At 72.4% G+C, this 24099-nt stretch carries 25 protein-coding genes; 12 read left to right on the top strand and 13 right to left on the bottom strand.

Features of this window, described 5'->3' with window-relative positions; genetic code table 11:
• Window positions 1–16: 16 nt before the first annotated feature.
• On the bottom strand, window positions 17–1099 hold the full coding sequence (locus SGA01_RS26150; RefSeq protein WP_141298984.1) for a WD40/YVTN/BNR-like repeat-containing protein: 1083 nt from the start codon (window positions 1097–1099) through the stop codon (window positions 17–19).
• 102 nt (window positions 1100–1201) lie between these two features.
• Here SGA01_RS26150 and SGA01_RS26155 point away from each other — a divergent pair, with 102 nt between their 5' ends.
• From SGA01_RS26155 to SGA01_RS26165, 3 genes are all read left to right on the top strand, one after another.
• The gene (locus SGA01_RS26155) at window positions 1202–1669 is read left to right on the top strand and encodes a (4Fe-4S)-binding protein (protein ID WP_141298986.1); all 468 of its coding nucleotides are present in this window, start codon (window positions 1202–1204) and stop codon (window positions 1667–1669) included.
• 141 nt (window positions 1670–1810) lie between these two features.
• Complete coding sequence (gene ssgD, locus SGA01_RS26160) at window positions 1811–2227, top strand: spore wall synthesis regulator SsgD (protein ID WP_141298988.1); 417 nt, start codon at window positions 1811–1813, stop codon at window positions 2225–2227.
• Window positions 2228–2457: 230 nt separating this feature from the next.
• Window positions 2458–4098, top strand: coding sequence for an ABC-F family ATP-binding cassette domain-containing protein (locus tag SGA01_RS26165; RefSeq protein ID WP_141298991.1), 1641 nt, complete (start codon window positions 2458–2460; stop codon window positions 4096–4098).
• 81 nt (window positions 4099–4179) lie between these two features.
• Here the strand turns inward: SGA01_RS26165 and SGA01_RS26170 are convergent, their stop codons facing one another.
• A complete protein-coding gene (locus tag SGA01_RS26170; protein ID WP_229917841.1) occupies window positions 4180–4653 on the bottom strand; it encodes an ATP-binding protein in 474 nt (157 codons plus the stop codon).
• Window positions 4654–4837: 184 nt separating this feature from the next.
• Here SGA01_RS26170 and SGA01_RS26175 point away from each other — a divergent pair, with 184 nt between their 5' ends.
• The 3 genes from SGA01_RS26175 (at window position 4838) to SGA01_RS26185 (ending at window position 7171) form a co-directional block, all read left to right on the top strand.
• On the top strand, window positions 4838–5689 hold the full coding sequence (locus SGA01_RS26175; RefSeq protein ID WP_141298993.1) for a helix-turn-helix domain-containing protein: 852 nt from the start codon (window positions 4838–4840) through the stop codon (window positions 5687–5689).
• 14 nt (window positions 5690–5703) lie between these two features.
• A complete protein-coding gene (locus tag SGA01_RS26180) occupies window positions 5704–5919 on the top strand; it encodes a hypothetical protein (protein WP_141298995.1) in 216 nt (71 codons plus the stop codon).
• Between the two features lie 277 nt (window positions 5920–6196).
• Window positions 6197–7171 (top strand): acyl-ACP desaturase, encoded by a 975-nt coding sequence (locus SGA01_RS26185; RefSeq protein WP_056647071.1) that lies wholly within the window; start codon window positions 6197–6199, stop codon window positions 7169–7171.
• Window positions 7172–7207: 36 nt separating this feature from the next.
• Here the strand turns inward: SGA01_RS26185 and SGA01_RS26190 are convergent, their stop codons facing one another.
• The 8 genes from SGA01_RS26190 to SGA01_RS42970 form a co-directional block, all read right to left on the bottom strand.
• The gene (locus tag SGA01_RS26190) at window positions 7208–7465 is read right to left on the bottom strand and encodes a WhiB family transcriptional regulator (RefSeq protein ID WP_141298997.1); all 258 of its coding nucleotides are present in this window, start codon (window positions 7463–7465) and stop codon (window positions 7208–7210) included.
• Between the two features lie 46 nt (window positions 7466–7511).
• On the bottom strand, window positions 7512–8561 hold the full coding sequence (locus SGA01_RS26195) for an LLM class flavin-dependent oxidoreductase (RefSeq protein WP_141299058.1): 1050 nt from the start codon (window positions 8559–8561) through the stop codon (window positions 7512–7514).
• A gap of 99 nt (window positions 8562–8660) precedes the next feature.
• Window positions 8661–9524 (bottom strand): ABC transporter substrate-binding protein, encoded by an 864-nt coding sequence (locus SGA01_RS26200; protein WP_141298999.1) that lies wholly within the window; start codon window positions 9522–9524, stop codon window positions 8661–8663.
• Window positions 9521–10267, bottom strand: a complete 747-nt coding sequence (locus SGA01_RS26205; protein WP_141299001.1) for an ABC transporter ATP-binding protein — start codon at window positions 10265–10267, stop codon at window positions 9521–9523. Before SGA01_RS26205 ends, SGA01_RS26200 begins: the two co-directional genes overlap by 4 nt.
• Complete coding sequence (locus SGA01_RS26210; RefSeq protein ID WP_141299003.1) at window positions 10264–11085, bottom strand: ABC transporter permease; 822 nt, start codon at window positions 11083–11085, stop codon at window positions 10264–10266. Before SGA01_RS26210 ends, SGA01_RS26205 begins: the two co-directional genes overlap by 4 nt.
• Window positions 11082–12086, bottom strand: a complete 1005-nt coding sequence (locus tag SGA01_RS26215; protein WP_141299005.1) for an ABC transporter substrate-binding protein — start codon at window positions 12084–12086, stop codon at window positions 11082–11084. The genes SGA01_RS26210 and SGA01_RS26215 overlap by 4 nt, the downstream gene beginning before the upstream one ends.
• A gap of 82 nt (window positions 12087–12168) precedes the next feature.
• Entirely contained in the window at window positions 12169–13203 is a 1035-nt protein-coding gene (locus tag SGA01_RS26220) for an ABC transporter substrate-binding protein (protein WP_141299007.1), read from the bottom strand.
• Window positions 13204–13537: 334 nt separating this feature from the next.
• On the bottom strand, window positions 13538–13651 hold the full coding sequence (locus tag SGA01_RS42970) for a putative leader peptide (protein ID WP_371866159.1): 114 nt from the start codon (window positions 13649–13651) through the stop codon (window positions 13538–13540).
• Window positions 13652–13850: 199 nt separating this feature from the next.
• Between SGA01_RS42970 and SGA01_RS26225 the strand changes: the two genes are divergently transcribed.
• The 3 genes from SGA01_RS26225 to SGA01_RS26235 all read left to right on the top strand — a co-directional run bounded on the left by SGA01_RS26225 (window position 13851) and on the right by SGA01_RS26235 (window position 17426).
• The gene (locus SGA01_RS26225) at window positions 13851–14642 is read left to right on the top strand and encodes an IclR family transcriptional regulator (protein WP_141299009.1); all 792 of its coding nucleotides are present in this window, start codon (window positions 13851–13853) and stop codon (window positions 14640–14642) included.
• Between the two features lie 83 nt (window positions 14643–14725).
• A complete protein-coding gene (locus SGA01_RS26230; RefSeq protein ID WP_141299011.1) occupies window positions 14726–15406 on the top strand; it encodes a TetR/AcrR family transcriptional regulator in 681 nt (226 codons plus the stop codon).
• Between the two features lie 217 nt (window positions 15407–15623).
• Entirely contained in the window at window positions 15624–17426 is a 1803-nt protein-coding gene (locus SGA01_RS26235) for an RCC1 domain-containing protein (protein WP_167534183.1), read from the top strand.
• A 1-nt stretch (window position 17427) separates the two neighbouring features.
• Here SGA01_RS26235 and SGA01_RS26240 read toward each other — a convergent pair whose 3' ends face one another.
• Window positions 17428–18375, bottom strand: a complete 948-nt coding sequence (locus SGA01_RS26240; protein ID WP_141299015.1) for an alpha/beta hydrolase — start codon at window positions 18373–18375, stop codon at window positions 17428–17430.
• Window positions 18376–18538: 163 nt separating this feature from the next.
• A complete protein-coding gene (gene ligD / locus SGA01_RS26245; RefSeq protein ID WP_141299017.1) occupies window positions 18539–19582 on the bottom strand; it encodes a non-homologous end-joining DNA ligase in 1044 nt (347 codons plus the stop codon).
• A 53-nt stretch (window positions 19583–19635) separates the two neighbouring features.
• Between ligD and SGA01_RS26250 the strand changes: the two genes are divergently transcribed.
• The 3 genes from SGA01_RS26250 to SGA01_RS26260 all read left to right on the top strand — a co-directional run bounded on the left by SGA01_RS26250 (window position 19636) and on the right by SGA01_RS26260 (window position 23575).
• On the top strand, window positions 19636–20694 hold the full coding sequence (locus SGA01_RS26250; RefSeq protein WP_141299019.1) for an ATP-dependent DNA ligase: 1059 nt from the start codon (window positions 19636–19638) through the stop codon (window positions 20692–20694).
• 462 nt (window positions 20695–21156) lie between these two features.
• Window positions 21157–21408 (top strand): hypothetical protein, encoded by a 252-nt coding sequence (locus SGA01_RS26255; protein ID WP_024761539.1) that lies wholly within the window; start codon window positions 21157–21159, stop codon window positions 21406–21408.
• Between the two features lie 64 nt (window positions 21409–21472).
• Window positions 21473–23575, top strand: coding sequence for an MDR family MFS transporter (locus SGA01_RS26260; protein ID WP_141299021.1), 2103 nt, complete (start codon window positions 21473–21475; stop codon window positions 23573–23575).
• Window positions 23576–23625: 50 nt separating this feature from the next.
• Here the strand turns inward: SGA01_RS26260 and SGA01_RS26265 are convergent, their stop codons facing one another.
• A complete protein-coding gene (locus SGA01_RS26265; protein ID WP_174867496.1) occupies window positions 23626–24072 on the bottom strand; it encodes a YchJ family protein in 447 nt (148 codons plus the stop codon).
• Window positions 24073–24099 lie beyond the last annotated feature (27 nt).

Consider the following 24099-nt stretch of genomic DNA (forward strand, 5'->3'; position numbering starts at 1 on the left):
CCTCGCCGGGCGGGGCCTAACCGCGGCCGAGGCGGGCGATCCTGCCCTTCTCGCCGGAGGCCCAGCACCAGCCGTCGTTCGTGCAGTCCACCGTGTCGTACGAGCCGGTGTCGAGCGTGCGCCAGGTGCGGCCGCCGTCGGTCGTCAGGTCCGTGCCGGTCGGGCCGACGGCGAGCGCCGCCGTCCTGCTGTGCGGGAGCCACGCGACGCCCGAGCGGTAGGCCGGCGGGGGCGTGTCCGAGGCGCGCCAGGTACGGCCCCCGTCCGTGGAGACGGCGCCGGCCTGCGGGGACGGCTGGTCCTTGCGGTAGTCGCCGCCGACGGCGATGCCGTGCGTACGGTCGCGGAAGGCGAGGCCGAAGACGCCCCTGGCCGGATCCCCGGCGGGGATCGGCGTGGCGGTGGCGGTCCAGGTGAGACCGCGGTCGGCGGAGTGGAGCACACGGGCCGTGGCACCGCCGCCCGTCGCGAGCCAGACGTCCCGGGGTCCGGAGGACACCAGGCACTGGCCGCTCGCCGCGAAGCCGGCCTCGCCGGGGAGCGCGTCCGGCATCCCCGCGCTCGGCAGCACCCGCCAGGAGCGGCCGCCGTCGCTGGTGGAGAGGATGCGGTACTTCCCGTCGACGGGGTCGCTCATGGCGAGTCCGTGCCGCCGGTCGAAGAAGGTGACGCAGTCGTAGAAGGCGCGCGGGTCGGTGTTCCGGAAGGACTCGGTCCAGGTGGCGCCGCCGTCCTCGGTGCGCAGCAGGCGCGAGGCCTCGCCCTCCCCGATCGCGAGCACGACGGCCCGGCGGGCGTCGAAGGCCTCCACGTCGCGGAACTCGAGCTCGCCCGCGCCGGGTGGCGAGACGTTTCGCCAGCTCCGACCGCCGTCCGTGGTGCGCAGCACCGTGCCCTTGGAGCCCGCGGCCCACGCGGTCCTGCGGTCGACCGCCGCGAGCCCGCGGAAGCGGGCGTCGGTGCCGGTCGGTGTCAGTTGCCAGCCGGCCGCGGCCGTGGGGGTCTCCCCGGCGCGCGCCGGGGCCGCCAGGCTCAGCGCGAGCGCCGCCCCGATCAGCCCCACCGACATCATTCGTCTCGTCTTCCCCATGGACGTCATGGCGCCGGAAGCTAGTGCCCCGGGGCGGTCCCCGTCCAGGGTGCGTCCCCGGGGTGCGTCCCCGGGGTGCGTCCCCGGCCGGGCGTTCCTAGGCTGGGTCGCATGAGCGATCGTCCCGGCGAGCGTGCGCCGACCGAGGAGAAGCCGAGGCTCAAGGAGTACGAGGGCGAGGGCATCACCGTCACTTTCGAGCCACGGCGCTGTCTGCACGCGACCGAGTGCGTACGCGGCCTGCCCGAGGTCTTCGATCTGTCCCGGCGCCCGTGGGTGCAGCCCGACGCCGCCGATCCCGGCCTGGTCGCCGAGGTGATCCGCCGCTGTCCTTCGGGGGCGCTCCAGTACCACCCGGCGGAGGCCGGGGCGGAGCCCCCGGACTCCCCCACCTCCGTGCGCCGCACCCCCTCCGGCCAGCTCGTTCTGCGCGGGGACCTGCTCGTGACCGGCCCGCACGGGGAGCGGCACGAGACGAGGGTGATGCTGTGCGGCTGCGGCGCCTCCGCGAACCAGCCGTACTGCGACCACTCCGGCCCCTGCGCCGAGCCGGACGACGACGACGCCGATCGGCGCTGACCTCGGACGCCTCCGCCCGGTGACGCAGGTCACGTGGTCCCCGAGTGCACGTTCCGGCCGCGCCGCTCGTCTTGCTTGGTGTGAGCTGCCCTGGTGTCGGGGAGACGCACAGGATCCGAAGCCGCGCGAGAGGAGCCGGTCTTGCCCGCCGTCATCGAGCAGTCCGTCCAGGCCCGTCTGGTCGCATCCGCACCGCGGATGGAGACGGTCCCCGCCACCCTGCGGTACGACCGCGAGGACCCGTACGCCGTGAGCATGGCCTTCCCGCCCCCGGCGACCCTGGAGGGCGTCGAGGTCTCCTGGGCCTTCGCCCGCGAGCTGCTCGTCCAGGGCGTCGAGCGCCCGGCGGGGGTCGGCGACGTCCGCCTGCGACCGTACGGGTACGACCGTACGGTGGTCGAGTTCCACGCCCCGGAGGGTGTCGCGATGGTGCACGTCCGGACCTCGGAGCTGCGCCGCTTCCTGGCGCGCTCGGAGCACCTGGTGCCGGCCGGAAGCGAGCGCGAGTACCTGAACTGGGACCAGGACCTGGCGGAGCTGCTGCGCGAGCGCCCGTAATTCGTTTGCCCCCGCCCGGTCCGGGTCGTACCGTCGTACCTGACCTTGTTGTCGTTGATCGGAGAAGGACGTTGCTCGTCTGAGGTTGCGAGACACCGCGCCGCGCGTGCCCCCTGTGCCGCGTGTGCCGTTCTCGACCTCGGCGTACGAGCCGTTCTTTCCACTGCCCGCGCCCCGGTGTCTCTCGCGTCGCCCATTCATGCTCGCGCTCGCGCAACCGGGAGGCCTCCATGGCGCATCACCCCACTTTTCTCACCTGTACCTCGCTCTCCTTCTCCTGGCCGGACGGCACCGAGGTCCTCGACGACTTCCGTCTCACGGTCGGTCCCGGCCGCACCGGGCTCGTCGGGCTCAACGGCTCCGGCAAGTCGACCCTGCTGAAACTCCTCGCGGGGGAACTGACCCCGACGGAGGGGACGGTCCGCGTCACGGGCGAGCTCGGCTATCTGCCGCAGAGCGTCGTCCTGGACACCTCGCGGCGGGTCGACGAGATCCTCGGCATCGCGGCGAAGCGCGCCGCGCTCCACGCCATCGAGGCGGGCGATCCCGCCGAGGAGCACTTCACCGCACTCTCCGACGACTGGGACGTCGAGGAGCGGGCCCGCGCCACCCTCGACCAGCTGGGGCTCGTCTCCGTCGGTCTCGACCGGACGGTCGGCGAGGTCTCGGGCGGCGAGTCCGTCCTGCTGCGCCTCGCCGCGCTGCTGCTCGCCCGGCCGGACGTCCTGCTGCTCGACGAGCCGACGAACAATCTGGACCGGCACGCCCGCGCCCGCCTGTACGAGGCGGTGGAGGGCTGGTCCGGGGTCCTGGTCGTGGTCAGCCACGACCGTGAACTCCTGGAGCGCGTCGACCAGATCGCCGACCTCCGCGACGGCGAGGTCACCTGGTACGGCGGCCCCTGGTCGGCGTACGAGACGGCACTCGCCGCCGAACAGGAGGCCGCGGAGCGGATGGTGCGGGTCGCCGAGGCCGATGTCCAGCGCCAGAAGCGCGAACTGAGCGACGCCCAGACGAAGTTGGCGCGCCGCAAGCGGTTCGCGCAGAAGAGTTACGACAACAAGGTCGTCCCGAAGATCGTGGCGAACGGCCGCAAGAGCGATGCCCAGGTCGCGGCCGGGAAGCACCGCACCCTGCACACGGAGCGCCTCTCCGAGGCCAGGGAGCGGCTCGACGCGGCGGTGGAGGCGGTACGGGACGACGACGAGATCCGCGTCGAACTGCCCCGCACGTCCGTGCCGCCGGGCCGCGAGGTCCTGTTCCTGCGCGAACTGGAGCTGCGGTACGGGGCCGAGGTCGGCGGCGAGTTCGCGCTGCGCGGTCCGGAGCGGATCGCGCTCGTCGGCCGGAACGGCGCCGGCAAGACGACGCTGCTCCGGACGATCGCGGGAGAGGTGGAGCCGCTGTCGGGCGAGGCGGACGCGCGGGTACCGCTCCGCTTCCTGCCGCAGCGGCTCGACGTCCTCGACGACGGGCTGAGTGTGGTGGAGAACGTGGCCCGCTTCGCGCCCACGGCGACGGGGAACGCGATCAGGGCGCGGCTGGCGAGGTTTCTGTTCCGGGGGGCGCGGGCGGATCAGCCCGTGGGCACCCTCTCGGGCGGGGAGCGGTTCCGGGCGACGCTCGCGGCGCTGCTCCTGGCGGAGCCGGCTCCGCAGTTGCTGATGCTGGACGAGCCGACGAACAACCTGGACATGGCGTCGGTCCGGAAGCTGACGGCGGCCCTCGACGCGTACGAGGGGGCGTTGATCGTGGCGAGCCACGACGTGACGTTCCTGGAGTCGCTGGGCATCACGCGCTGGCTGCTGCTCGACGGTGAGCTGCGGCCGACGACGGCGGAAGAGGTTCGGGGAGTGGCTTCTCGCGGTTAGGCCGCCGGGACGGGGCGGCGATCCGTCGGGGTCGGGCCGTCGGGACGGAGCGGCGAACCGTCAGGATGGGGATCCGGTGTGTCAACGGTGAAGTAAGGCCCAGGACTTGGTGCCGCCACCCGGTGTCAGTACGGGGGCGAGGCCCCAGTCGCCTCCGTGCGCGTCGACCGCCGCGGCCAGCAGCCACATGCTGCGGCTTCGGCGGTCGCGGCATTCCTCGGCGGTGGTGGGTGAGCCATGGGCCGGGTGCTGGTCGTAGAGCACGATCCGCAGTGCCTCGTACTGCCAGCGGACGCGCAGGATCATCTCGCGGTCGGGGGTGAAGCGGTACGCCGCGGCGACGAGTTCCGAGGTGGCGAGTGCGGCGGTCTCGCAGAGCTCGGAGAGGCCGTGCCGGGTGAGGAGCGTGCCGACCGCCTCACGGGCGAGTCCGGCGCAGTAGGCACCTCCGGGGAGGAGCATCGAGTAGCTGAGGTTCTCCGTGGCGGGAGGTATGGGTCCGGCCGCCACGGCGGACGGGAGGCAACGCAGTGCGCCCTTCATCGGGTTGCTCACATTTCTTGCGCATTGGGGGGGTACGCACACACACGGGGTCGGTCGCCCCGTGTGAGACTTGCGCTACCGACCGTAGCGCACGAGCGGAGCACAGTGCTACTACTTGCGGGTAGTCGTGCCATTCCGGCCGAAACGGCGATCCGCGGGGGTCGCCGACGTCACGCAACGCAAGGGGAGAACGAGCGTGCCACCCAGGAGCAGCCCGACCGCAAGACAGCAGCGCCTCGGAGGCGAACTGCGCAAACTGCGCGAACAGTCGGGCATGTCGGCGCAGCAGGCCGCCGCCCTCCTGGGCGTCGACCGCACCCGTATCCCCAACATCGAGTCGGGCCGCTTCGGCATCAGCCCCGAGCGCGTCCGCACCCTCGCCTTCAACTACGGCTGCCCCGACACAGCCCTGGTCGACCTGCTCGCCGACATCGCCCGGGAGCGGGACCGGGGCTGGTGGGAGGAGAACCGCGGCCTGCTGCCGCCCGCACTCACCGACATCGCCGAACTGGAGTTCCACGCCTCGGAGTTGCAGAGCGCGGTCACCACCCACATCCCGGGCCTCCTACAGACCGAGGAGCACGCGCGGGCCGTCTTCGACACCGCCGTCCCGCTCCTGCCGGAACCCGATCTCGAGGCCCGCCTCGCCCTGCGGCTGCGCCGCCAGGAGGTCCTGGACCGGGACCGGCCCGTGCCCTACGAGGCCGTGATCCACGAGGCGGCGCTGCGCATGCAGTTCGGCGGACCGAAGGTCGCGCGGGACCAGCTGGAGCACATCCTGGCGTACTCCGAGCGGGACACCGTGACCGTCCGCGTCATCCCCTTCGCCACGGGGGGTTTCCCGGGCGCGGGCCAGTCGTTCACCTATGTGTCCGCGCCCGTGCCGCAGCTCGACACCGTGCAGCTCGACTCCTCCCACGGATCGATCCTCCTCGACGCCGACATGCAGCTCCGCCGCTACCGGGGGCTCCTGGAGCGGCTGCGCGGGCTCGCCCTGCCCACGACCGACTCGCGCGCTTTCATACGCACCATCGCCCAGGATCTGTGAAGGACCGCCCCACCATGGACGTCACCACCACCCCCCACGCCGTCGACATCGACTGGAACGAGGCCTTCTGCAGCGAGGGCGCGAACTGCTTCCGGTTCGGCCTCGACGACTCCGGCCGGGCCTACATCGGCTCGACCCTGGCCCCCGACGAGTACGTCAGCGACTCGGTGGAGGCACTCCGCGCCCTGATCTCCGCGGTGAAGGCCGGCGCGGCGGACCACCTGCTCTGACCCGTCGCCCCTGAACCGTCGCCCCTGACGCGTCCACCCCTGAACCGTCCGCTCCGATTCATCTGCTCTGCGTAGCCGAGCCGTCGACCTGGAGTGGCCGGACGGGGCGTGACCTGCGTCTCCAGCACCCCGGCGGAGCAGCGCACATAACGGAACGTAATCGGACATCGTCCGATCGGGCTTGGCCGACGCCTTACGGAGCCTTAACCTACGGTCTCGTAACCTACGAATCCGTAGGTAATCCCGTATGCCCTTCTCTCCGTCCCCAGGAGTCCCCGTGACGCTCACCTCTCCCCACCTCGGCAGCTCCGCGGAGTGGACCGACGCGCGCCTGCTCTACGCGCTGGAAGAGGTCGTGGAGAAGGAGCTCAACCGGCACCTCAAGGTCACCAAGGACTGGATGCCGCACGAGTACGTGCCGTGGTCCGACGGCCGGAACTTCCCCGGCCTCTTCGAGGACGGCGAGGCCTGGGACCCGAAGCAGTCCAAGGTCACCGAGATCGGCAAGATCGCCCTCGTCGTCAACCTGCTCACCGAGGACAACCTCCCGAGCTACCACCACGAGATCGCCAGCCTCTTCGGCCGCGACGGCGCCTGGGGCACCTGGGTGCACCGCTGGACCGCCGAGGAGGGCCGCCACGGCATCGTGATGCGCGACTACCTCCTGGCCTCCCGCGCCGTCGACCCGGACAAGCTGGAGCAGTTCCGGATGTCGCACATGAGCGAGGGATTCGAGTCCGACAACCGGCACTCGATGCTGCACTCCGTGGCGTACGTCGCCTTCCAGGAGCTCGCGACCCGCATCTCCCACCGGAACACCGGCCACCAGTCGGGCGACCCGGTCTGCGACCGCATGCTGGCCCGCATCGCCACCGACGAGAACCTGCACATGGTCTTCTACCGGAACCTGCTGGGCGCGGCCTTCGAGCTCGCCCCGGACCTGACCATGATGGCCGTGCGGGACGTGGTCGTGAACTTCCGGATGCCCGGACACGGCATGCCGGGCTTCGAGCGGGCCGCGGCGCAGATGGCGATCGGCGAGATCTACAACATGCGCATCCACCACGACGACGTGCTCCAGCCCGTCCTGCGCTTCCTCAAGGTCCTGCAGATCGAGGGGCTCGGCCCGGAGGGCCTCCAGGCCCAGGACGAGCTGGGTCTGTACATGAACGGCCTGGACAGCGAGGCCTCCAAGTTCGACGAGAAGCTCGCGGCCCGCAAGGCCCGCATGGCGGCCCGAGCGGCCGGCTGATCCACACTCCGCGCCCCGGGGAGGAGCGCGTGCGGTTCAGCGACGGCCCTGCTGCCGCTTGAGCCGCACGCGCTCCTTCTCGGAGAGCCCGCCCCACACCCCGAACCGCTCGTCGTGATCCATGGCGTACTCCAGGCACGCCACGCGCCCCTCGCACGCCCCGCACAGCATCTTGGCCTCGCGCGTCGACGAGCCGGGGGCCGGGAAGAAGAACTCCGGGCCCGCCTGGGCGCACAGGGCGTTCTCACGCCAGGAGAAGTCGGGAGCGGTCAGCACGTCGGTATCCGTCTGCATGACCGACACCTTGCCTGCCGGGCGTAAACAGGCCATCAACGTTCGATCAATGGCGTATACCCAGTGCCGGGAGGACCGTCTCGGCAACCCGGTAGGCCTCCTCCAGGAGCGGGTTCCCGGACAGGATGAACGTGTCCACGCCGAGCTCCTGGTACTCCCGCAACCGCTCGACGACCTGGGCCGTGGAGCCGACGACCGCCGTTCCGGGACCGGGCCGGAACAGACTCATGCCCGGCCAGAGGTTCGGGTACTCCTCCAGCTCACGCGCCCGCGCGGGCACCCGGCCGCCGTGCTGCCGGAACTGGCGCTGCCAGCCGACGCCGTCCTCGCCGGCCCGCCCGCCGAGCTGCCGGGCGTAGGTCTCCTCGCTGGTGACGCCGAGCAGCCGGTCGGCCGCCGCCCATGCCTCGTCCTCGGTGTCGCGGACGATGAGGTGGAGCCGGAGACCGATCCGGAGGGTACGGCCGTGGGCCGCGGCCCGGGCCCGTACGTGGTCGAGCTTCTCCTTCAGCAGGTGCGGGGGCTCGCCCCAGGTGAGATAGACGTCGACGTGCTCCGCGGCCATCTCGATGCCGGGCTCCGAGGAGCCGCCGAACCACAGCGGGACGTGCGGTTCCTGGACGGGCCTCAGGTCCCTGAAGGAGGCGCCCGCGTCCTTGAGGTCGTAGAAGCGTCCCTTGTGATCGAAGACCTCCCCCGCCGTGAGCCGCTTGACGATCGACCAGTACTCGGCGCTGAGCTCGTAGCGCTCGTCGTGCCCGACGTGCAGTCCGTACTCGCGCAGGGCCGAGGTGGAGCCGTTGACCACGTTGAAGCGGAGCCGGCCGCCGAAGAGGTTGTCGAAGCTGAGCGCCATCTTGGCGAGCAGGGTCGGGGCGATCAGGCCCGGGTGCACGGCGAGCAGCGGCTTGAAGCGGGTGCTGGTGGAAGCGGCGAGCGCGGAGCCGAGCGGCCAGACGTCGTAGAGGTCGGTGGCGAGCAGCGCGCCGGTGTAGCCGAGGCGTTCGACGGTGCCGGCGAGCTGCTGGAGATAGCCGAGGTCGACGGGCCGGCGGCCCGCCGGCTCCCACGGGTAGGCACCTTCGCGCGGGATGATGTACCAGAGGACCTCGGGCGCCGTGGAGGACGGAGAGCCCGGGGCGGTCTGTGAGGTTCCGGGGGCCGGAGCCGTACCGGGGGTCGGGGAGGTCACGGGTCAGGCCTTCCGGGGCAGGGCGTCGGCGACGGTGATCGCGCGGTCGATGAATCCGGTGCGGTGGAAGATGTCCGCCGCCTCCTGCTGCTCGGCGATGAACTCCTCCGTGACCGGCTCGATCGTCCAGGGCAGGGCCCGCAGCGCGGTCTCCCAGTCGTCCGCCGTGCCGCCTTGGTCGGCGGCGGCGATCTCGGCGGCCTCGCGCGGATGCGCGGCGGCCCAGTCGTCGGCCCGCCGGAGCGCGCGGGTGAGCGCCTCGACCAGCTCGGGCCGCTGCTCGGCCAGGTCGCGGCGGGCGAAGAAGACGGACCGGTCGGTGATGACCTCACCGGTACGGATCAGGGTGCGCAGTCCCCCGGTGCGGCGGGCGGCGGCGAGCTCGGCGCCCTGCGCGACCCAGGCGGTGATCTCACCGGAGCGGAGCTTCGCCTCGCTGGTGGAGTCGCCGCGTACGGGGGTGATGTCGGTGGCGTAGGACAGTCCCGCGTCGTCGAGGGCCTTGGCGACGAGATGCGTCTGCCAGGAGCCGACGGCGAGGTGGACGGTGGCGCCCTTGAGGTCGGCGACGGTGCGGACCGGGCTGTCCTCGGGGACGAGGAGGGCGCCGTGGTCGGGGCGCGGCGCGGAGACGGCGGTGTAGACGATGTCGTGGCCGGCGGCCTGCGCGGTGACGGGCGGGGTGGAGCCGGTGCCGCCGAAGTCGATGGTGCCGTCGGCCAGGAAGGCCCCGGTGCGGACGCCGTCGGTGTACGGATGCCAGGTCACGGTCTCGCCGAGGGCGGCGAGCTCCTGCTCCGCGAAGCCGAGGCGGGAGAGGTGGTAGAGGGAGGGGTTGCTGCGGTGGACACCGATGGTGACGGTCATGCGGGGGCTCCTTCGAGAGGGAGGGGGTCGGCGGTGGGTGCTTCCTCGGACACGTGGACGCCGAGGTCGGCGAGGAGGCGGCGGCGCAGGGCGACGAAGGCCGGGTCGCCTGGGTCGCGGGGCCGGTCGACGGCGACGGGTACGTCGGTGACGAGCCGCCCGTCGCGCAGGACGGCGACCCGGTCGGCGAGGCGCACGGCCTCGTCGACGTCGTGGGTGACGAGCAGGACCGCGGGGTGGTGCACGCGGCGCAGCTCGCCGACGAGGTCCTGCATACGGAGCCGGGTCAGCGCGTCGAGCGCGGCGAACGGCTCGTCGAGGAGGAGGAGTTCGGGCTCCCGCACCAACGCCCGCGCCAGCGCGACGCGTTGGGCCTCGCCGCCGGACAGGGTGGCCGGCCAGGCCTCGGCATGACGGTCGAGACCGACCTCGGCGAGGGCCCGGAGGCCGATCTCCCTGGTGGCCGCTCCGCGCGGCAGCCCGACGGTCACGTTGCCGAGGACCTTCGTGGAGGGGATGAGCCGGGGTTCCTGGAAGACGATCGTGCGGGCGGCGGGGACGAGGGCCTCTCCCCCGTCGGCGCCGTCGAGGCCGCCGAGGATGCGGAGCAGGGTCGTCTTGCCGCTGCCGCTCGCCCCGAGCAGGGCGACGAACTCGCCCCGCCCGATGGTGAGGTCGAGACCGTCGATGACGGCGCGGTCACCGAAGACCCGGCGGAGTCCTCGTACGTGTACGGCGGTCATTTAGTCCCTCCCGGTCCGGCGGTGCGCCAGGGCATGAGGACCCGCTCCAGTCCGCGGACGAGGACGTCGGCGGTGAGGCCGAGCAGTCCGTACACGAGGATGCAGACGGCGAGGATGTCGGTGCGGGCGTAGCTCTGGGCCTGGGACATCAGGTAGCCGATGCCTTCGGTGGCGTTGATCTCCTCGGCGGCGATGAGCGCGATCACGCTCAGCGTCATGGAGAGCCGCAGTCCGGCGAGGAGCGAGGGCAGCGCGCCGGGCAGGACGACCTGGCGGACGATCGCGAGGCGGCCGAGTCCGAAGCTGCGCATGGCCTCCACGAGCTTGCGGTCGGTGTTGCGGACGCCGCCGGAGGTAGAGACGTACATGGGGAAGGTGGTGGCGACGGCGATGAGCAGGATCTTCGCGGTCTCGTTGATGCCGAACCACACCATGAAGAGCGGGACGAGGGAGAGGAAGGGGATGGTCCGCAGGGTCTGGAGGGAGGAGTCGAGGAGCTCGTCGCCGAGCCGGGTGAAGCCGGTGGTGATACCGAGGGTGAGCCCGGCGGCAAGGCCGATGACGAGTCCGATGCCCGAGCGGGTGAGGGAGGTGGCGAGCGCGTCGGGAAGCTGACCGTTCCCCCACAACTCTCCGACTGCATCGACGACTTGGGGTGGAGAGGCGAGCACGTCGGGGGTGAGGAGGCCGGTGGCGGAGGAGATCCACCACAGGGCGAGGAGGGCGACCGGCCCGAGGGCGCGGACGGTGACGGAGCGGGCCCGGGAGCGGGGACGTCGGACGGGCGGGCGGGGTGCGACGAGTCCGGTGACGGTCACGACAGCTTCTCGATGTCGAGGAGGTGGGCGGCGATGTCGACCTTGTTCGGGGTGACCTTCTGATCGGCGTAGAACCGGGCGACGGTCTCGAAGCGCTTGATGTCCTCGGCGCCGATCGGGTCGACGGTGCCTCCCCGGCGGGTGAAGTCGATCTGGACCTCCTTGGCCTTGCCGTTGACGGCCGTGGGACCCGCGTCGGTGAAGACGTTGAGGTAGGCGGCCGGGTCGCTCTTCTCCTTGGCGCTGTTCTCGTGGAGGTAGCGGTAGAGCGCCTTCACGACCTCGGGGTGCTGCGTGGCGAAGTCCGAACGGACCGCGTTGAGGCTGTAGTTGTCGGATCCGATCGCGGTGCCGTCGGCGACGAAGTGCGCCTTGCCGGAGCCGATCTCGGCGACCGCGTAGGTGGACCAGACGGCCCAGGCGTCGACCTGGCCCGCGTTGAAGACGGCGGCCGTCTGGTCGGGGCGCAGATAGACGCGCTCGACCTTGTCGGCGGGGACGCCTGCCCGGGCGAGGGCCTTGAGCAGCAGGTACTCGCCGGTGCCGCCCTTGTTGACGGCGACCTTGCGGCCGACGAGGTCCGAGACGGAGGTGATGTCCGAGCCCTCGCGAACGAGGATGCCCTCGCCGACGGGGTCGGGGTCGGTCGCCGTGAAGAAGGCGAAGCCGGGGCTCTGGGAGAGCGAGGTGATGCCGGAGGTGATGGAGCCGGTCGCGATGTCGAGCTGGTCGGCGTTCATGGCCTGGGCGGCGGGGGCGAAGGGGCCGGCGCTGCCGGTCCACGCGACCTTGGCGCCGACGGCGGCGAGTGCCTTGTCGAGGCTGCCGTCCTTCTTGCCGCGGGCGAGGACACCCGCGTTGCCGGGGTCGGGGATGCGGACGGTGACGGTGCCGCCCGCTCCCTTGGACGCGTCCGCTCCCGTGGAGGCGCCGCCGCAGGCGGTGACGGTGGAGAGGACGGCGAGGGCCGCCAGAGCGGCGAGCGGGGTGAGTGGGCGCATGACGGTCGTCCTTCTCGGAGGCGGGTCGGGGATGCGGAGCGAGCCGGGCGGGGATGCGGAGCGAGCCGGGCGGCGCTTCGGGTTACGGGGCGGGGTGCGGGGACCGCCGCCCGGTGGCGGTGGCGGGGTCGGGGGTGAGGAGGCGGGCGCGGCGCAGGGGCTCCGGGTCGGCCCAGGCCCGTACGTCCACGGCCTCGGGCAGGAAGCCGTGCGCGCGCAGCGCCTCCTCCTGTCGGGCGAGCAGGTCGAGCCGGGTGGCCGACAGGTCGGGGTGCAGGGTGCGGTGGGTGCCGGGCCGGTAGGCACCGGCGACGCCCTCGGCGCCCGCGCCGGTCTCGGCGCCGAGGATGCGGGCGACCTCGGCGGGCTCGTCGGCGGCCCAGTCGGCGGCGCGGAGCAGGACGGCGAGGAAGCGGGCCACCAGCTCGGAATGCTCGTCCAGGAGGTCCTGGTGCACGGTGAGGGGGCGCGGGGTGCCGTTGTTGACGCGGTGCGCGGGGTCGGGGAGCTCGTCGAGTTCCACGGCGACCTCGGCTCCGGCGCGGCGGGCCGCCTCGACGGCGAGGGCCCCCTTCACGTACACGGCGTCGACCTCGCCCCGGCGCAGTGCGGCCAGCTCGGCGGCCCACTGTCCGGAGTGCCCGTCGGCCGGTACGTCGACGAGGACGGCGTCGTCGAGTCCGTACCCCGCCGAGGCGAGGACGCCCTCGAAGCCGCGCAGGGCCATCGCCCGCCAGAAGTCGATCGGCACGGAGTGGCGGGGCACGGCGAGCCGGAGGCCGCGCAGGGCGGCGGCCCCGCGGAGCGGGGAGCCGGGGGCGACGAGCACGGCCTGGCGCTCCTCGATCCAGGTGAGGCCGACGAGCCGGGTGCGCTCGCCGCGTGAACGGGCCCACAGCGCGGGCACGTTGCCGCCCTCGCGGAAGAGTCCGGGAAGGGCGTGGGTGAAGTGGGCGGCGCGGTCGGCGCCGGGTTCGGCGTCCTGGAGCGAGCGGACGGCGATCCCGTCCGGGGCGAACTCCCCGGCCAGCCAGCCGCGGTCGGCGGCGACGCCGGTGGCGGTGGGGACCGGGCAGCGGGTGAACCAGAGCGTGTCGGGGACGCGGGCAGGGGTCATGGAGGAATTCCCGGGGTGTGGTGGCGTGGAGGTGTGCGTATGCGAGTCGGCAGCGCGACGCGACGCGAGGGGCGGGACCGGATGGGGGTCACCGAGTACGTGGGGAGGGGCCTGGGACGGCGGGGGCAGGTCGGCGCGAACCGGGGTCGGCGCACCCTGGGGTCAGCGTGCGCTGCGGTCGACGCGAACCGGGGCCGGCCGGAATCGATGTCAGCGGGCTCGGCGCCGGTCGACGCCGTCGACGCCGGTCAGCGCCCATCGGCGTCGGAGCGGGCGGCGCGGTGAGCGCGCCGATCCGGCCGCGAACAGGGCGCGAGTGTGCCGGGACGACGGCTCAGCGACAGGTGGCGGCGGCGACGCGTGCCAGGTCGATGTGGCGGCGCCGGGTGAGCGCGGGCACCTCGGGAGAGACGGCGGGCGTGGTGCGTGCGGTACGTCGTCCGTTCATCGTCGGCCTGCTCCCTTCGCGTCGTCACCGCTGTGGTGTGTTGGCCGGAACCCTGCCACGGAAGTTCCGCCCCTCACAACTCGACTCCCACGATGTGGGATTGCGTATGAACAGAGTGTTTCCGACCCCGTCCCCCACCCGATTCGGCTCCCGTCATGTGGGAGCGTGGGGGCCCGATCACCCACGGGGAGCGAACCCTATGACGACCGAGGCCGGCATCCTCCGACCCCCGGCCGGCGCCCAGGCGGTGCGCCGCGCGCTGGACGTACTGCACTGTTTCCACGACAACGGGCCCGACCTGAGCGCCTCCGACCTCGCGCGCCGGCTCGAGCTCTCCACCTCCACGGCGCACCGGCTGGCGCGGACCCTGCTCGGCGCCGGCTTCCTGGAGCAGGACGCACGGACCGCCCGCTACCGGCTCGGTCCGGCGATGACGGAGCTGGGCCGCCTCTCGTACCACCAGCGGGGGCTGCACCTGGCCACGCCCGAGCTCGCCGATCTGGCCGAACGGACGGGCGCGACGGCCGACTTGGCACTGCGGAGCGGTCCGCACGTGGTGATCGTGGCGGGCGGCTCGGTGACGCCGAAGGTCGGTCTGCGCCGGCCTCTGCACTCCACGGCGCTCGGGAAGGTGCTGCTCGCCTGGCCGCGCGCGGGCGAGGGCGGCCCCCGTTCCCTGCCGGCGCTGCCCGCGTTCACCGAGCGGACCATCGTCGAACCTCCCGCCCTGGCAGCCGAGTTGGCACGCGTACGGGAGGCGGGGTACGCGCTCAACGACGGCGAGTCGGCCCACGGGGTGCGGACCGTGGCCGTACCGGTCCTGGAGCGGGCGGGGCACGCGCGGTTCGCGCTCGCGGTCCGCGCGACGCCGGAGCTGATCACCGACGCGCGGCTCGACTGGTACCTGACGCAGGCACGGGAGTGCGCCAGGGCGCTGGAGGTCCTTCTCCTCGCCCCGACGGAACGGCGGGACCCCGGGGAGCGGCCCTGACGGCCTCCCTTCACCCGGGGCGGGATCCGACGACCGGGCGGACGGAGATTTCCGCACGGTCGTGCGTTCAGTACGATGAGGGCATGAGCGGCAGCACCGGAAGCGGCACCACGGGTACCGACACCAAGACGGACGGGCGTGTCGAGCGCGGCAACCAGACACGACGCCTCGTGCTCGGCCGGACGATGGACATCGCGTCCGTCGAGGGCCTCGAAGGCCTGTCCCTGGGCCGGATCGCGACCGAGCTGGAGCTGAGCAAGAGCGGCGTCTTCGCCCTCTTCGGCTCCAAGGAGGAGCTCCAGCTCGCCACCGTCAGGGCCGCCGTCGCCGTCTTCGCCGAACAGGTCGTCGCCCCCCTCAAGGACGTGCCCCCGGGGGCGGCGCGCGTGCGCGCGCTGTGCCGGAACTGGCTCACGTACTCCTCGGACCGCGTCTTCTCGGGCGGCTGCTTCTTCTACGCGGTCTCGGCCGAGTTCGACGCCCGTACGGGGCCGGTCCACGACGCCGTGGCCCGGACGCGCCTCGACTGGACCACGTACATGGAACGGACCCTGTCGGAGGCACGTGCCGTCGGGGACTTCACCGAGGACCTGGACGTGGAGCAGCTGGCCTTCGAGGTGATCGCCCTCATGGAGGCGGCCAACGCGCAGTCCGTGCTGCTCGGCGACACCCACGCGTACGGCCGCGCCGAGCGCGGCGTCACGGCCCGGCTGCGCTCCTCGGCCACGGAGCAGGGCCGCGCGGCGCTCGCCGAACAGGCCTGAGCTCCTCCGCCTTCCTCCCCCCAAGAGTCTTTCCTCTCACGTCCCGCCGGTCTCCGCACCCCGGGCAGTCCACCCGACTCCTGCCCGGGAACTGATCAGGTGAAGGCCGGGTGTCGTTCACGCGTACGCGCCGGGGCGCGCCCCCATGGTGAGCGCGTCGGCCGGAGCCCTCGGCGATCCCGCCCGCGGTCCGGTCCGCCCCGTGAGAGGAGCGCGTATGTCCGTCTCGGACACCCGTCCCGGCGCCCGCCGGAGGGCCGGTCTTCGAAGACCACTCGCCGCGATGGCCGCCCTGGCCACCTCGCTGGCCGCCGCCCTGGTACTGCCCGGTGTCGGCCTGTCCGTCCCCTCCCCCGCGTACGCCGACAGCGCGGGCTCGCGGGACATCCGTACGGCGCCGCCTGGCACCGCCCTCGTCTGGGGAACCAACGAGTCGGGCCAGCTCGGCGACGGCAACACCGCCGGGCAGAGCACGATCCCCGGGCGGGTCTGCGGGAACGCGACCTGCACGACGCCGCTCGGCAAGGTCGTGCAGGTCGCGGGCAGCCAGGCGCACAGCGTCGCGGTACTCGAGGACGGTTCCGTCATCGGCTGGGGTGCCAACTTCAGCGGCCAGCTCGGAGACGGCACCACGACCGACCGCACCACAGCTGTCCGGGTCTGCGCGGTCGGCGAGCCCGCTCCGTGCGCCTCGTTCCTCAAAGGCGTCGTCTCCGTCGCGGTCGGCGCCCTCCACAGCCTGGCTCTGCTCACCGACGGGACCGTCGTGGCCTGGGGCAACAACACCAGCGGCCAGCTCGGTGCGGGCAGCGTGATCAACCACGAGACGTCGCCGGTCCGGGTCTGCGCCGTGGGCTCGGTCGCCCCGTGCACGTCGCACCTGACCAACATCACCAGCATCGCGGCCGGCTTCCAGCACAGTCTCGCGGTGCGCGCCGACGGCGACGTCCGCTCCTGGGGCATCAACAACGAGGGCCAGCTCGGCGATGGCACGCTCGACAACCGTAACGCCCCGGTGAGCGTCTCCAGCCTGACCAACGTGGTCTCCGTGGCCGGCGGCGTCTCCCACAGTGTCGCGGCCCGCAGTGACGGCTCCGCTCGCGCCTGGGGCACCGGAATCGCGCTGGGCGACGGGGTCGGCGCGCAGCAGACGACCCCCGTACAGGTCTGTGCGATCGGGCAGATCGCGCCCTGCACCGCCTTCCTCTCGGGCGTGAAGTCCGTGGGGGCGGGCGCGATCCACAGCCTCGCGGCACGCGGTGACGGAACCGCCGTCGCCTGGGGCAACAACTTCTTCGGACAGCTCGGCAACGGGAGCACCCTCAGCCGGCCGGTCCCGGTCCAGGTGTGTGCGCCGGGCGGCTGCGCGGGAGTCCTGACGGGTGTTGTCAACGTCGCCGCGGGCTCCGGAAGTCTGCACAGCCTCGCGCTACGCTCCGACGGCTCGCTCCGCGCCTGGGGACACAACGCATACGGCCAGCTCGGCGACGGCACCACGACCGACCGCACCTCACCCATCCGGGTCTGCGCCCACGGCCAGACCGCTCCCTGCACCCAGTTCCTCGAAGGCGCCACCGCGATCACCGCCGGCGACCGGCACACCGTCGTCGTGTTCCAGCCGCTCGCCGACCTGGCGACGTCGATCGCGGCGAGCCCCGAGCCGGTCGCCAACGGCGGGACGCTGACCTACACCGTGCGCGTCCACAACTACGGTCCGACCGCCGCGGAGAACGTGGTCCTCACGAACCAGCTCCCGGTCGGCGTCCGTTACTCCTCCGCGAGCCCGTCCACGGGCCACTGCGACACTCCGCCGACCGGCACCACGGACACCGTGACCTGCTCGTTCGGCACCGTGCCCAGGGGCGGGGCCGCCACCGTCACGATCGCGGTGAAGGTCCGCTCGGCCACCGGCGCCGGAGGCGTCACCAACCCCGTCACCAACATCGTCTTCGCGACCAGTGACACGCCCGACCCCAGGCCGAACAACAACTCGGCCGTGATCACGACGCCGGTGAGCTGACTCAGCCTGTCGCGATCCTGCTCTCGGGCGCGGTCCTGCCTTCGCGCGCGATCCCGCCCTCGGGCGCCATGACCGCCGGCTCCGGCATGGATCCGGCTGTCACGAACTCCACGGCCTCGGCCACCACCCCCGGGTCCGTCAGGATGCGGCGGTGGCCGAGGCCGCGGGTGACGACGAGCCGGGCCCGGTCGCCGTGGGCGCGGGCCAGCCGGCGCGCCTGGACGACGGGGACCATGTCGTCGTCCTCGTCGTGGAACAACAGGACGGGGAGGTCGAGTTCGGCCGCTGCCCCGTCGGCGTCGAACCGGTCCCAGATGCCGGGCTCGCCGGGCGCGATCCGTCGCTCGACGTACGCGCGCATGCCCCGGACGACCAGGTCGGACACGCCGAAGCCGGCCCGGAAGCCCGCGAGCAGCATGGTGAAGGAGCCGACCCCGCCGAGCCCCACCAAGCGAGCGGCGCGGACACCTTCCCCCTGGTCGTCGCGGAAGGCGAGGTGGGTGGCGAGGACACCGAAGGAATGGGCGACGACGGCGTCGAAGTCCCCGTGCCTGGCGTGCAACTCCCTGATGATGTACCGGTATTCGATGATGTTGCTCGCCCTGCCCGGGGACTCGCCGTGCCCCGGAGCGTCGAAGGCGACCGGGCTGTAGCCGCGTGCGAGCAGGGCCTCGGCGAAGGCGGTGAGCCGTGAGGCGCGCGAGGACCAGCCGTGGACGAGCAGAACCGGCCGGCGCCCGTCACCCCAGGCGTACGTGACGACGTCCTTGCCCCGGACGCGGAGGCGTCCCGTACGGGCGGCGGCGAAGAGCGCCTGCTCCTCCGGCCGCGGGCGGGCCCGGCCGAGTGGGCGGACAAAGAGGTGGAAGGCCATGCGTCCGGCGGGCCCGGGGGCGAGGCGGGCGGTGGTGTTCAGGACGGTGCGTACGAGCGGAGCCATCGGGTACATGCCGGATCTCCTCGGTCGGCCTGGATACGAGAAAATGCTAGCACGACCGTTCGTGTTGTTTTATGGTCGAGGCGACAGGGCGGGCCCGCCCCCACCCGGAACGGGCCGGCCCGCCCTGTCGCGCACTGCCCGACCCGCCTCGTCGCGCACCGAACCGGCCCCGTCACGCCTCTTCGGAGGGCTCCTGCTTCGGGTCCTTCTTCGCGCGGCTCGGCTGGACCCGCTTCGGTTCGCCCGGCATCTTCGGATACTCCGGCGGATACGGCAGGTCGCCGAGGCCGTGGTCCGCCTCGTCCCGCCGGGCCAGTTCGAGCAGGGACTCCAGGCTGAACCGCTCGTCGTCCATGTCGGCGTGGATGTCGCCGAGTTCGGCGTAGCGGGCCGGCATGGTCCTGATGTCGAAGTCCCGCGGCACGGCGTCGTCGATCTCGTCCCAGCGCAGCGGCGCCGAGACGGGGGCGTGCGGGCGCGGGCGTACGGAGTAGGCGGAGGCGATGGTCCGGTCCCGGGCCGTCTGGTTGTAGTCGACGAAGATCCGCTCCCCGCGCTCCTCCTTCCACCACTTCGTGGTCACCCGCTCCGGCATCCGCCGCTCCAGCTCCCGGCCGCAGGCGATGGCCGCCCTTCTGACCTGCGTGAAGGTCCAGTCGGGCGTGATCGGCACGAAGACGTGCAGCCCCCGGCCGCCCGAGGTCTTCGGCCAGCCGCGCAGCCCGTGCCCGTCGAGGACGGAGCGCAGCTCGTGGGCGGCGCGGACGGCGTCGGCGTACTCCGTGCCGGGCTGCGGGTCGAGGTCGATGCGGAGCTCGTCGGGGTGGTCGGTGTCCTCCCGCCGTACCGGCCAGGGGTGGAAGGTGACGGCGCCGAGATTGGCGGCCCAGAGGACGGCGGCCGGTTCGGTGGGGCACATCTCGTCGGCCGACCGGCCGCTGGGGAAGGTGATGTGGGCCGTCGGGATCCAGTCGGGGAGGTACTTGGGGGCGCGCTTCTGAAAGAAGGACTCGCCGGTCACCCCGTCGGGGTAGCGCTCCAGGGTGGTGGGCCGGTTCCGCAGGGCGCGGGTGATGCCGTCGCCCACGGCCAGGTAGTAGCTGACCATGTCGAGCTTCGTGTATCCGGGTTCGGGGAAGTACACCTTGTCGGGATTGGACACGCGTACGGTCCGGTCGCCGACTTCCAGTTCCACCGCTGCCGCCTTGCCTGCCATGCGGGCCAGCCTAGGGTTCGCCGACAAGTCCCGCATACCGGACAATCGGGCCCATGGATCTGCCGGTGATGCCGCCCGTGAAGCCGATGCTCGCCAAGTCCGTGAAGAAGATTCCGCCCGGGATGCAATACGAGGCGAAGTGGGACGGATTCCGCGCGATCGTCCACCGCGACGGGCCGGAGCTCGTCATCGGGAGCCGTACCGGCAAGCCGTTGACCCGGTACTTCCCCGAGCTGGTCGAGGCGCTCGCGGCCCGGCTGCCGGAGCGCTGCGTGGTCGACGGCGAGATCGTGATCGAGCACGACGGCCACCTCGACTTCGACCGGCTCAGCGAGCGGATCCATCCGGCCGACTCCCGGGTCCGCATGCTCGCGGAGACCACTCCGGCACGGTTCGTCGCCTTCGACCTGCTCGCCCTCGGGGACGAGTCCCTGCTGGACGTGGAGCTGAGCGAGCGGCGGGCGGCCCTGGAGCGGGTACTCGACGGGGTCGACGCGCCGGTCCATCTGGCGCCCGCGACCCGGGACGCCGAGGTCGCGGCCCGCTGGTTCGAGCAGTACGAGGGCGCGGGGCTCGACGGGGTGATCGCCAAGCCGCTCGACCTGCCGTACCGGCCGGACGCCCGCCTCATGTACAAGATCAAGCACGAGCGGACGGCCGACGTGGTCGTGGCCGGCTACCGCTTCCACAAGAGCGGACCGGTGGTCGGCTCGCTGCTGCTCGGCCTGTACGACGACGGGGGCGTCCTCCAGCACGTCGGCGTGTGCGCGGCCTTCACCGCCGCCCGGCGCGCCGAGCTGATCGAGGAGCTGGAACCGCTGCGGATGGATCCGCCGGACGGGCACCCGTGGGCGGCGTGGACGGAGGAGTCCGCGCACGCGGGGGCGCGGCTGCCGGGTGCGCCGAGCCGCTGGTCGGGCAAGAAGGACCTGTCATGGGTGGCGTTGCGGCCGGAGCGGGTGTGCGAGGTCGGGTACGACCACATGGAGGGCGACCGCTTCCGGCACACCGCCCAGTTCAAGCGCTGGCGCCCGGACCGGACGCCGGAGTCCTGCGGCTACGGACAGTTGGACGAGCCCGTCTCGTACGACCTGTCCGAGATCCTCTCGTAGGACCCACGGATCACCTCAGGCGGATCGGGTGGATCGGGTGGATCGGGTGGATCGGGTGGATCGGGTGGATCGGGTGGATCGCACACCCGTGCACAGCACGTACGCACGGAATGGTCGCGGGCGGAAGCCGTCGGAGCGGCGAGTGAGATGCTTCACATTCCGCGAGCCGACGATCTCTCCAACACCTCGCCATCGAGAAGACGTTCGTCGAACTCCTTCTCGATGAGCGGGGACCGCGACTCCTCGCGCGAGCCGCCGACCACCCCCGCACCTGCGGGAACGCCGCCGGCGCTGTCGGCCCCCGGCGCGGCCCCCGCTCCCCCGGCGGTCGTCTTCCGCTCCCGCGGGGCGTCCTGTCGTCGCGCCGTCGGGACAGCCCCGTGCCGGAACCCGTACCGCGATCCGGTACGTATTGGAGGTGGAGACACTTCGCACCCTCCCCGGACCCACAAGGACTGACCCGTGATCGCCTCGCCCTCGCCCCTCGTCCCCGTACCGATCCCCGACAGCGTGGCCGCACTGATCGGCGCCTGTCTTCCGCTGCACGTCCTCCAGGCCGAGGTCGACGCGGACTGCGCGGCGCGCGAGGTGTATCGGTTCCGGGGGCCGCTCTGCGCGGAGGACCGGGCGGACCGCGAGCACGCCCTCGCGGCACTGGCGCGGGCCAACAAGATCCTCGCCAAGCACCACCCCCAGCTGCCGGTCACCCCCTGACCCAGTACACCTGTTCGGCCGTCCCCCGCATGCATGCGGCCGGTGGCGGTGTGACGCTGCGAAGGTGACCACGACCAGCGACGCAGTGCCCGCGCCCCCGGCCGCCACCGAACCACCCGTGCTCGACAAGCGCCGCCGCAACATCGTGTTCGGCACGATCATGCTGGGCGTTCTCCTCGCCGCCCTCGACCAGACGATCGTCGGCACCGCCCTGCCCACGATCGTCTCGGATCTCGGCGGCGCCGCGCACATGTCGTGGGTGGTCACCGCCTATCTGCTCGCCGAGACCGTCGCGACCGTCCTCGTCGGCAAGTTCGGCGACCTCTTCGGCCGCAAGCTGATCTTCCAGATCTCGGCGATCGTCTTCATCGCCGGCTCGTTCCTCTGCGGGCTCGCCACGAACATGACGCTGCTGATCGCCTGGCGCGGTCTCCAGGGCATCGGCGCCGGCGGCCTCATGGTCACCTCGATGGCCCTCATCGCCGATGTGATCCCGCTGCGCGAACGCGGAAAGTACCAGGGCGCGATCGGGGCCGTGTTCGGTGTCGCCACCGTCATCGGCCCGCTCCTCGGCGGTCTGTTCACCGACCACCTGAGCTGGCGCTGGGCGTTCTACGTCAACGTCCCCATCGCGATCCTCGTCGTGATCGCCGCCGCCCGCACCATCCCCTCCGTACGCTCCGCGAGCCGCCCCGTCATCGACTACGCCGGCATCGCGTTCGTCGCCGTCGGCGCCAGCGCCCTGATCCTCGCGACGAGTTGGGGCGGCAACGAGTACGCGTGGACGTCCGGCGTCATCATCGGGCTCTTCGTCGGCGGCTTCGTCGCCCTCGGCCTGTTCTGCTGGGTGGAGACCCGGGCGGCCGAACCCATGCTGCCCATGCGGCTGTTCGCCAACCCCGTCTTCACCGTCTGCTCCGTACTGAGCTTCGTCGTCGGCTTCGCGATGCTCGGCGCGATGACCTTCCTGCCGACCTACCTCCAGTACGTCGACGGGGACTCGGCGACCGTCTCCGGCATCCGGACCCTGCCCATGGTCGTCGGACTGCTCATCGCCTCGATCTTCAGCGGCAACGTCGTCAGCAAGACGGGCCACTACCGGGTCTTCCCCATCGCGGGCTGTTTCGTGATGGGCGTCGGCCTCTATCTGCTCTCGCTCATGGGGCCGGAGACCAGCACCTGGCTGGCGTCGCTGTACATGTTCGTCCTCGGCGTCGGCATCGGCCTGTGCATGCAGGTCCTGACCATCGCCGTGCAGAACACCGTCGACTACGCCGACCTCGGCACGGCGACCTCGGGCGTCACCTTCTTCCGTACCCTCGGCAGTTCCTTCGGCACGGCCGTCTTCGGCACGATCTACGTCAACTCCCTCAAGCCCAACCTCGCGGCGGGGGTCGGCGAGGCCGCGGCGGTCGCCGGCAGCCTCGGCATCGACCCGGCCGGCCTGGCGCAGGCCGCGCAGAGCCCGGCCGGGGTGCACGGCCTGCCGCCCGAGGTCGCGGAACCGATCGTGCACGCCTACGCCGACACCCTCCACACCGTCTTCCTGTGGACGGTGCCGGTCGCCGCCGTCGGGTTCGTCGTGGCCCTCTTCCTCAAGCAGGTGACGCTCCGCGACTCGGCCCGTGCCGCCGCACCGGACATGGGCGAGGGCTTCGCCTCCCCCACCTCGTCCGGCGACTCGGCGAAGCTCCTCGAACTCTCCGTCGGGCGGCTCCTGCGCCGCATCGACCTCGACACCGCACGGCGGATCGTCCGCGTCTCCGACACCCGGCTCGACACGGCGGGCGCCTGGGCGGTGATGCAGGTCGAGCTCTACACCCGGACCGTCGGGCACGCGAGCCTCGGCCTGATCGCGGCCGGCCGGAGGGTGCCGCCCGAGGTGCTCCTGCCGGTCTTCGAGCGGATGGTCGACGAGGGCTTCCTGACCCGGGACGGCAATCTGCTCTCGCACACCCCGGCGGGCGAGCGCGAGGCGACGGTGATCACCCGGGCCTGGGGCGACTGGCTCTCCGACCGGATCGAGCAGGAGCGCGGCCGGCCGAGCGGCCCGGAGCTGCGGGTGGCGACGGACGCCATCGCCAAGAAGGTCGTCGCCGAGGACCTGGCGACCGGACTCCCGGGGCGGGGGACGGAGGACCGGGCACCCGTGTCCGTGACGCGGTGAGGCGGTGAGGCGGCCGACCGCGCGCCACTGTGCGGTCACGGCACCCGAAGCTACTCGCTGACGTCGCCGTCCACGTACACCCAGGCGCCCTCGTGGCGGGCGAAGCGGCTCCGCTCGCGCAGTGCGCCCGGCTCGCCGCCGTGGACGTAGCCCGCCGTGAAGGTGACGGTGCCGTGCTGGTGGAAGGCGGTGCCGTCGGTGGCCGCCTGGATCTCCAGGCCGGTCCAGCGCAGCGCCGGATCGAAGTCGACCTCGCCGGGACGGGTCTCCGGCGCCCAGGTGCGCAGCAGGTACGCCTCGTCGCGGACGACGAAGGCGCTGTAGCGGGAGCGCATGAGCAGCTCGGCCGTCGGTGCCGTGCCCGCCGTACCGCTGTGGAATCGGCCGCAGCACGCGCCGTACGCGGCGTCGAGGCCGCAGGGGCAGGGGGAGTCGGCGGTGAAGGCCGGGGCGACGGCGGCCGGGGCGGTACGGGGGCGGGTCTTGCGTCGGGACATGCCGCCATTCTCTCTCAGGTGGCGACC

This window comes from Streptomyces gardneri, from assembly GCF_006539185.1.
GTDB classification, from domain to species: domain Bacteria; phylum Actinomycetota; class Actinomycetes; order Streptomycetales; family Streptomycetaceae; genus Streptomyces; species Streptomyces gardneri.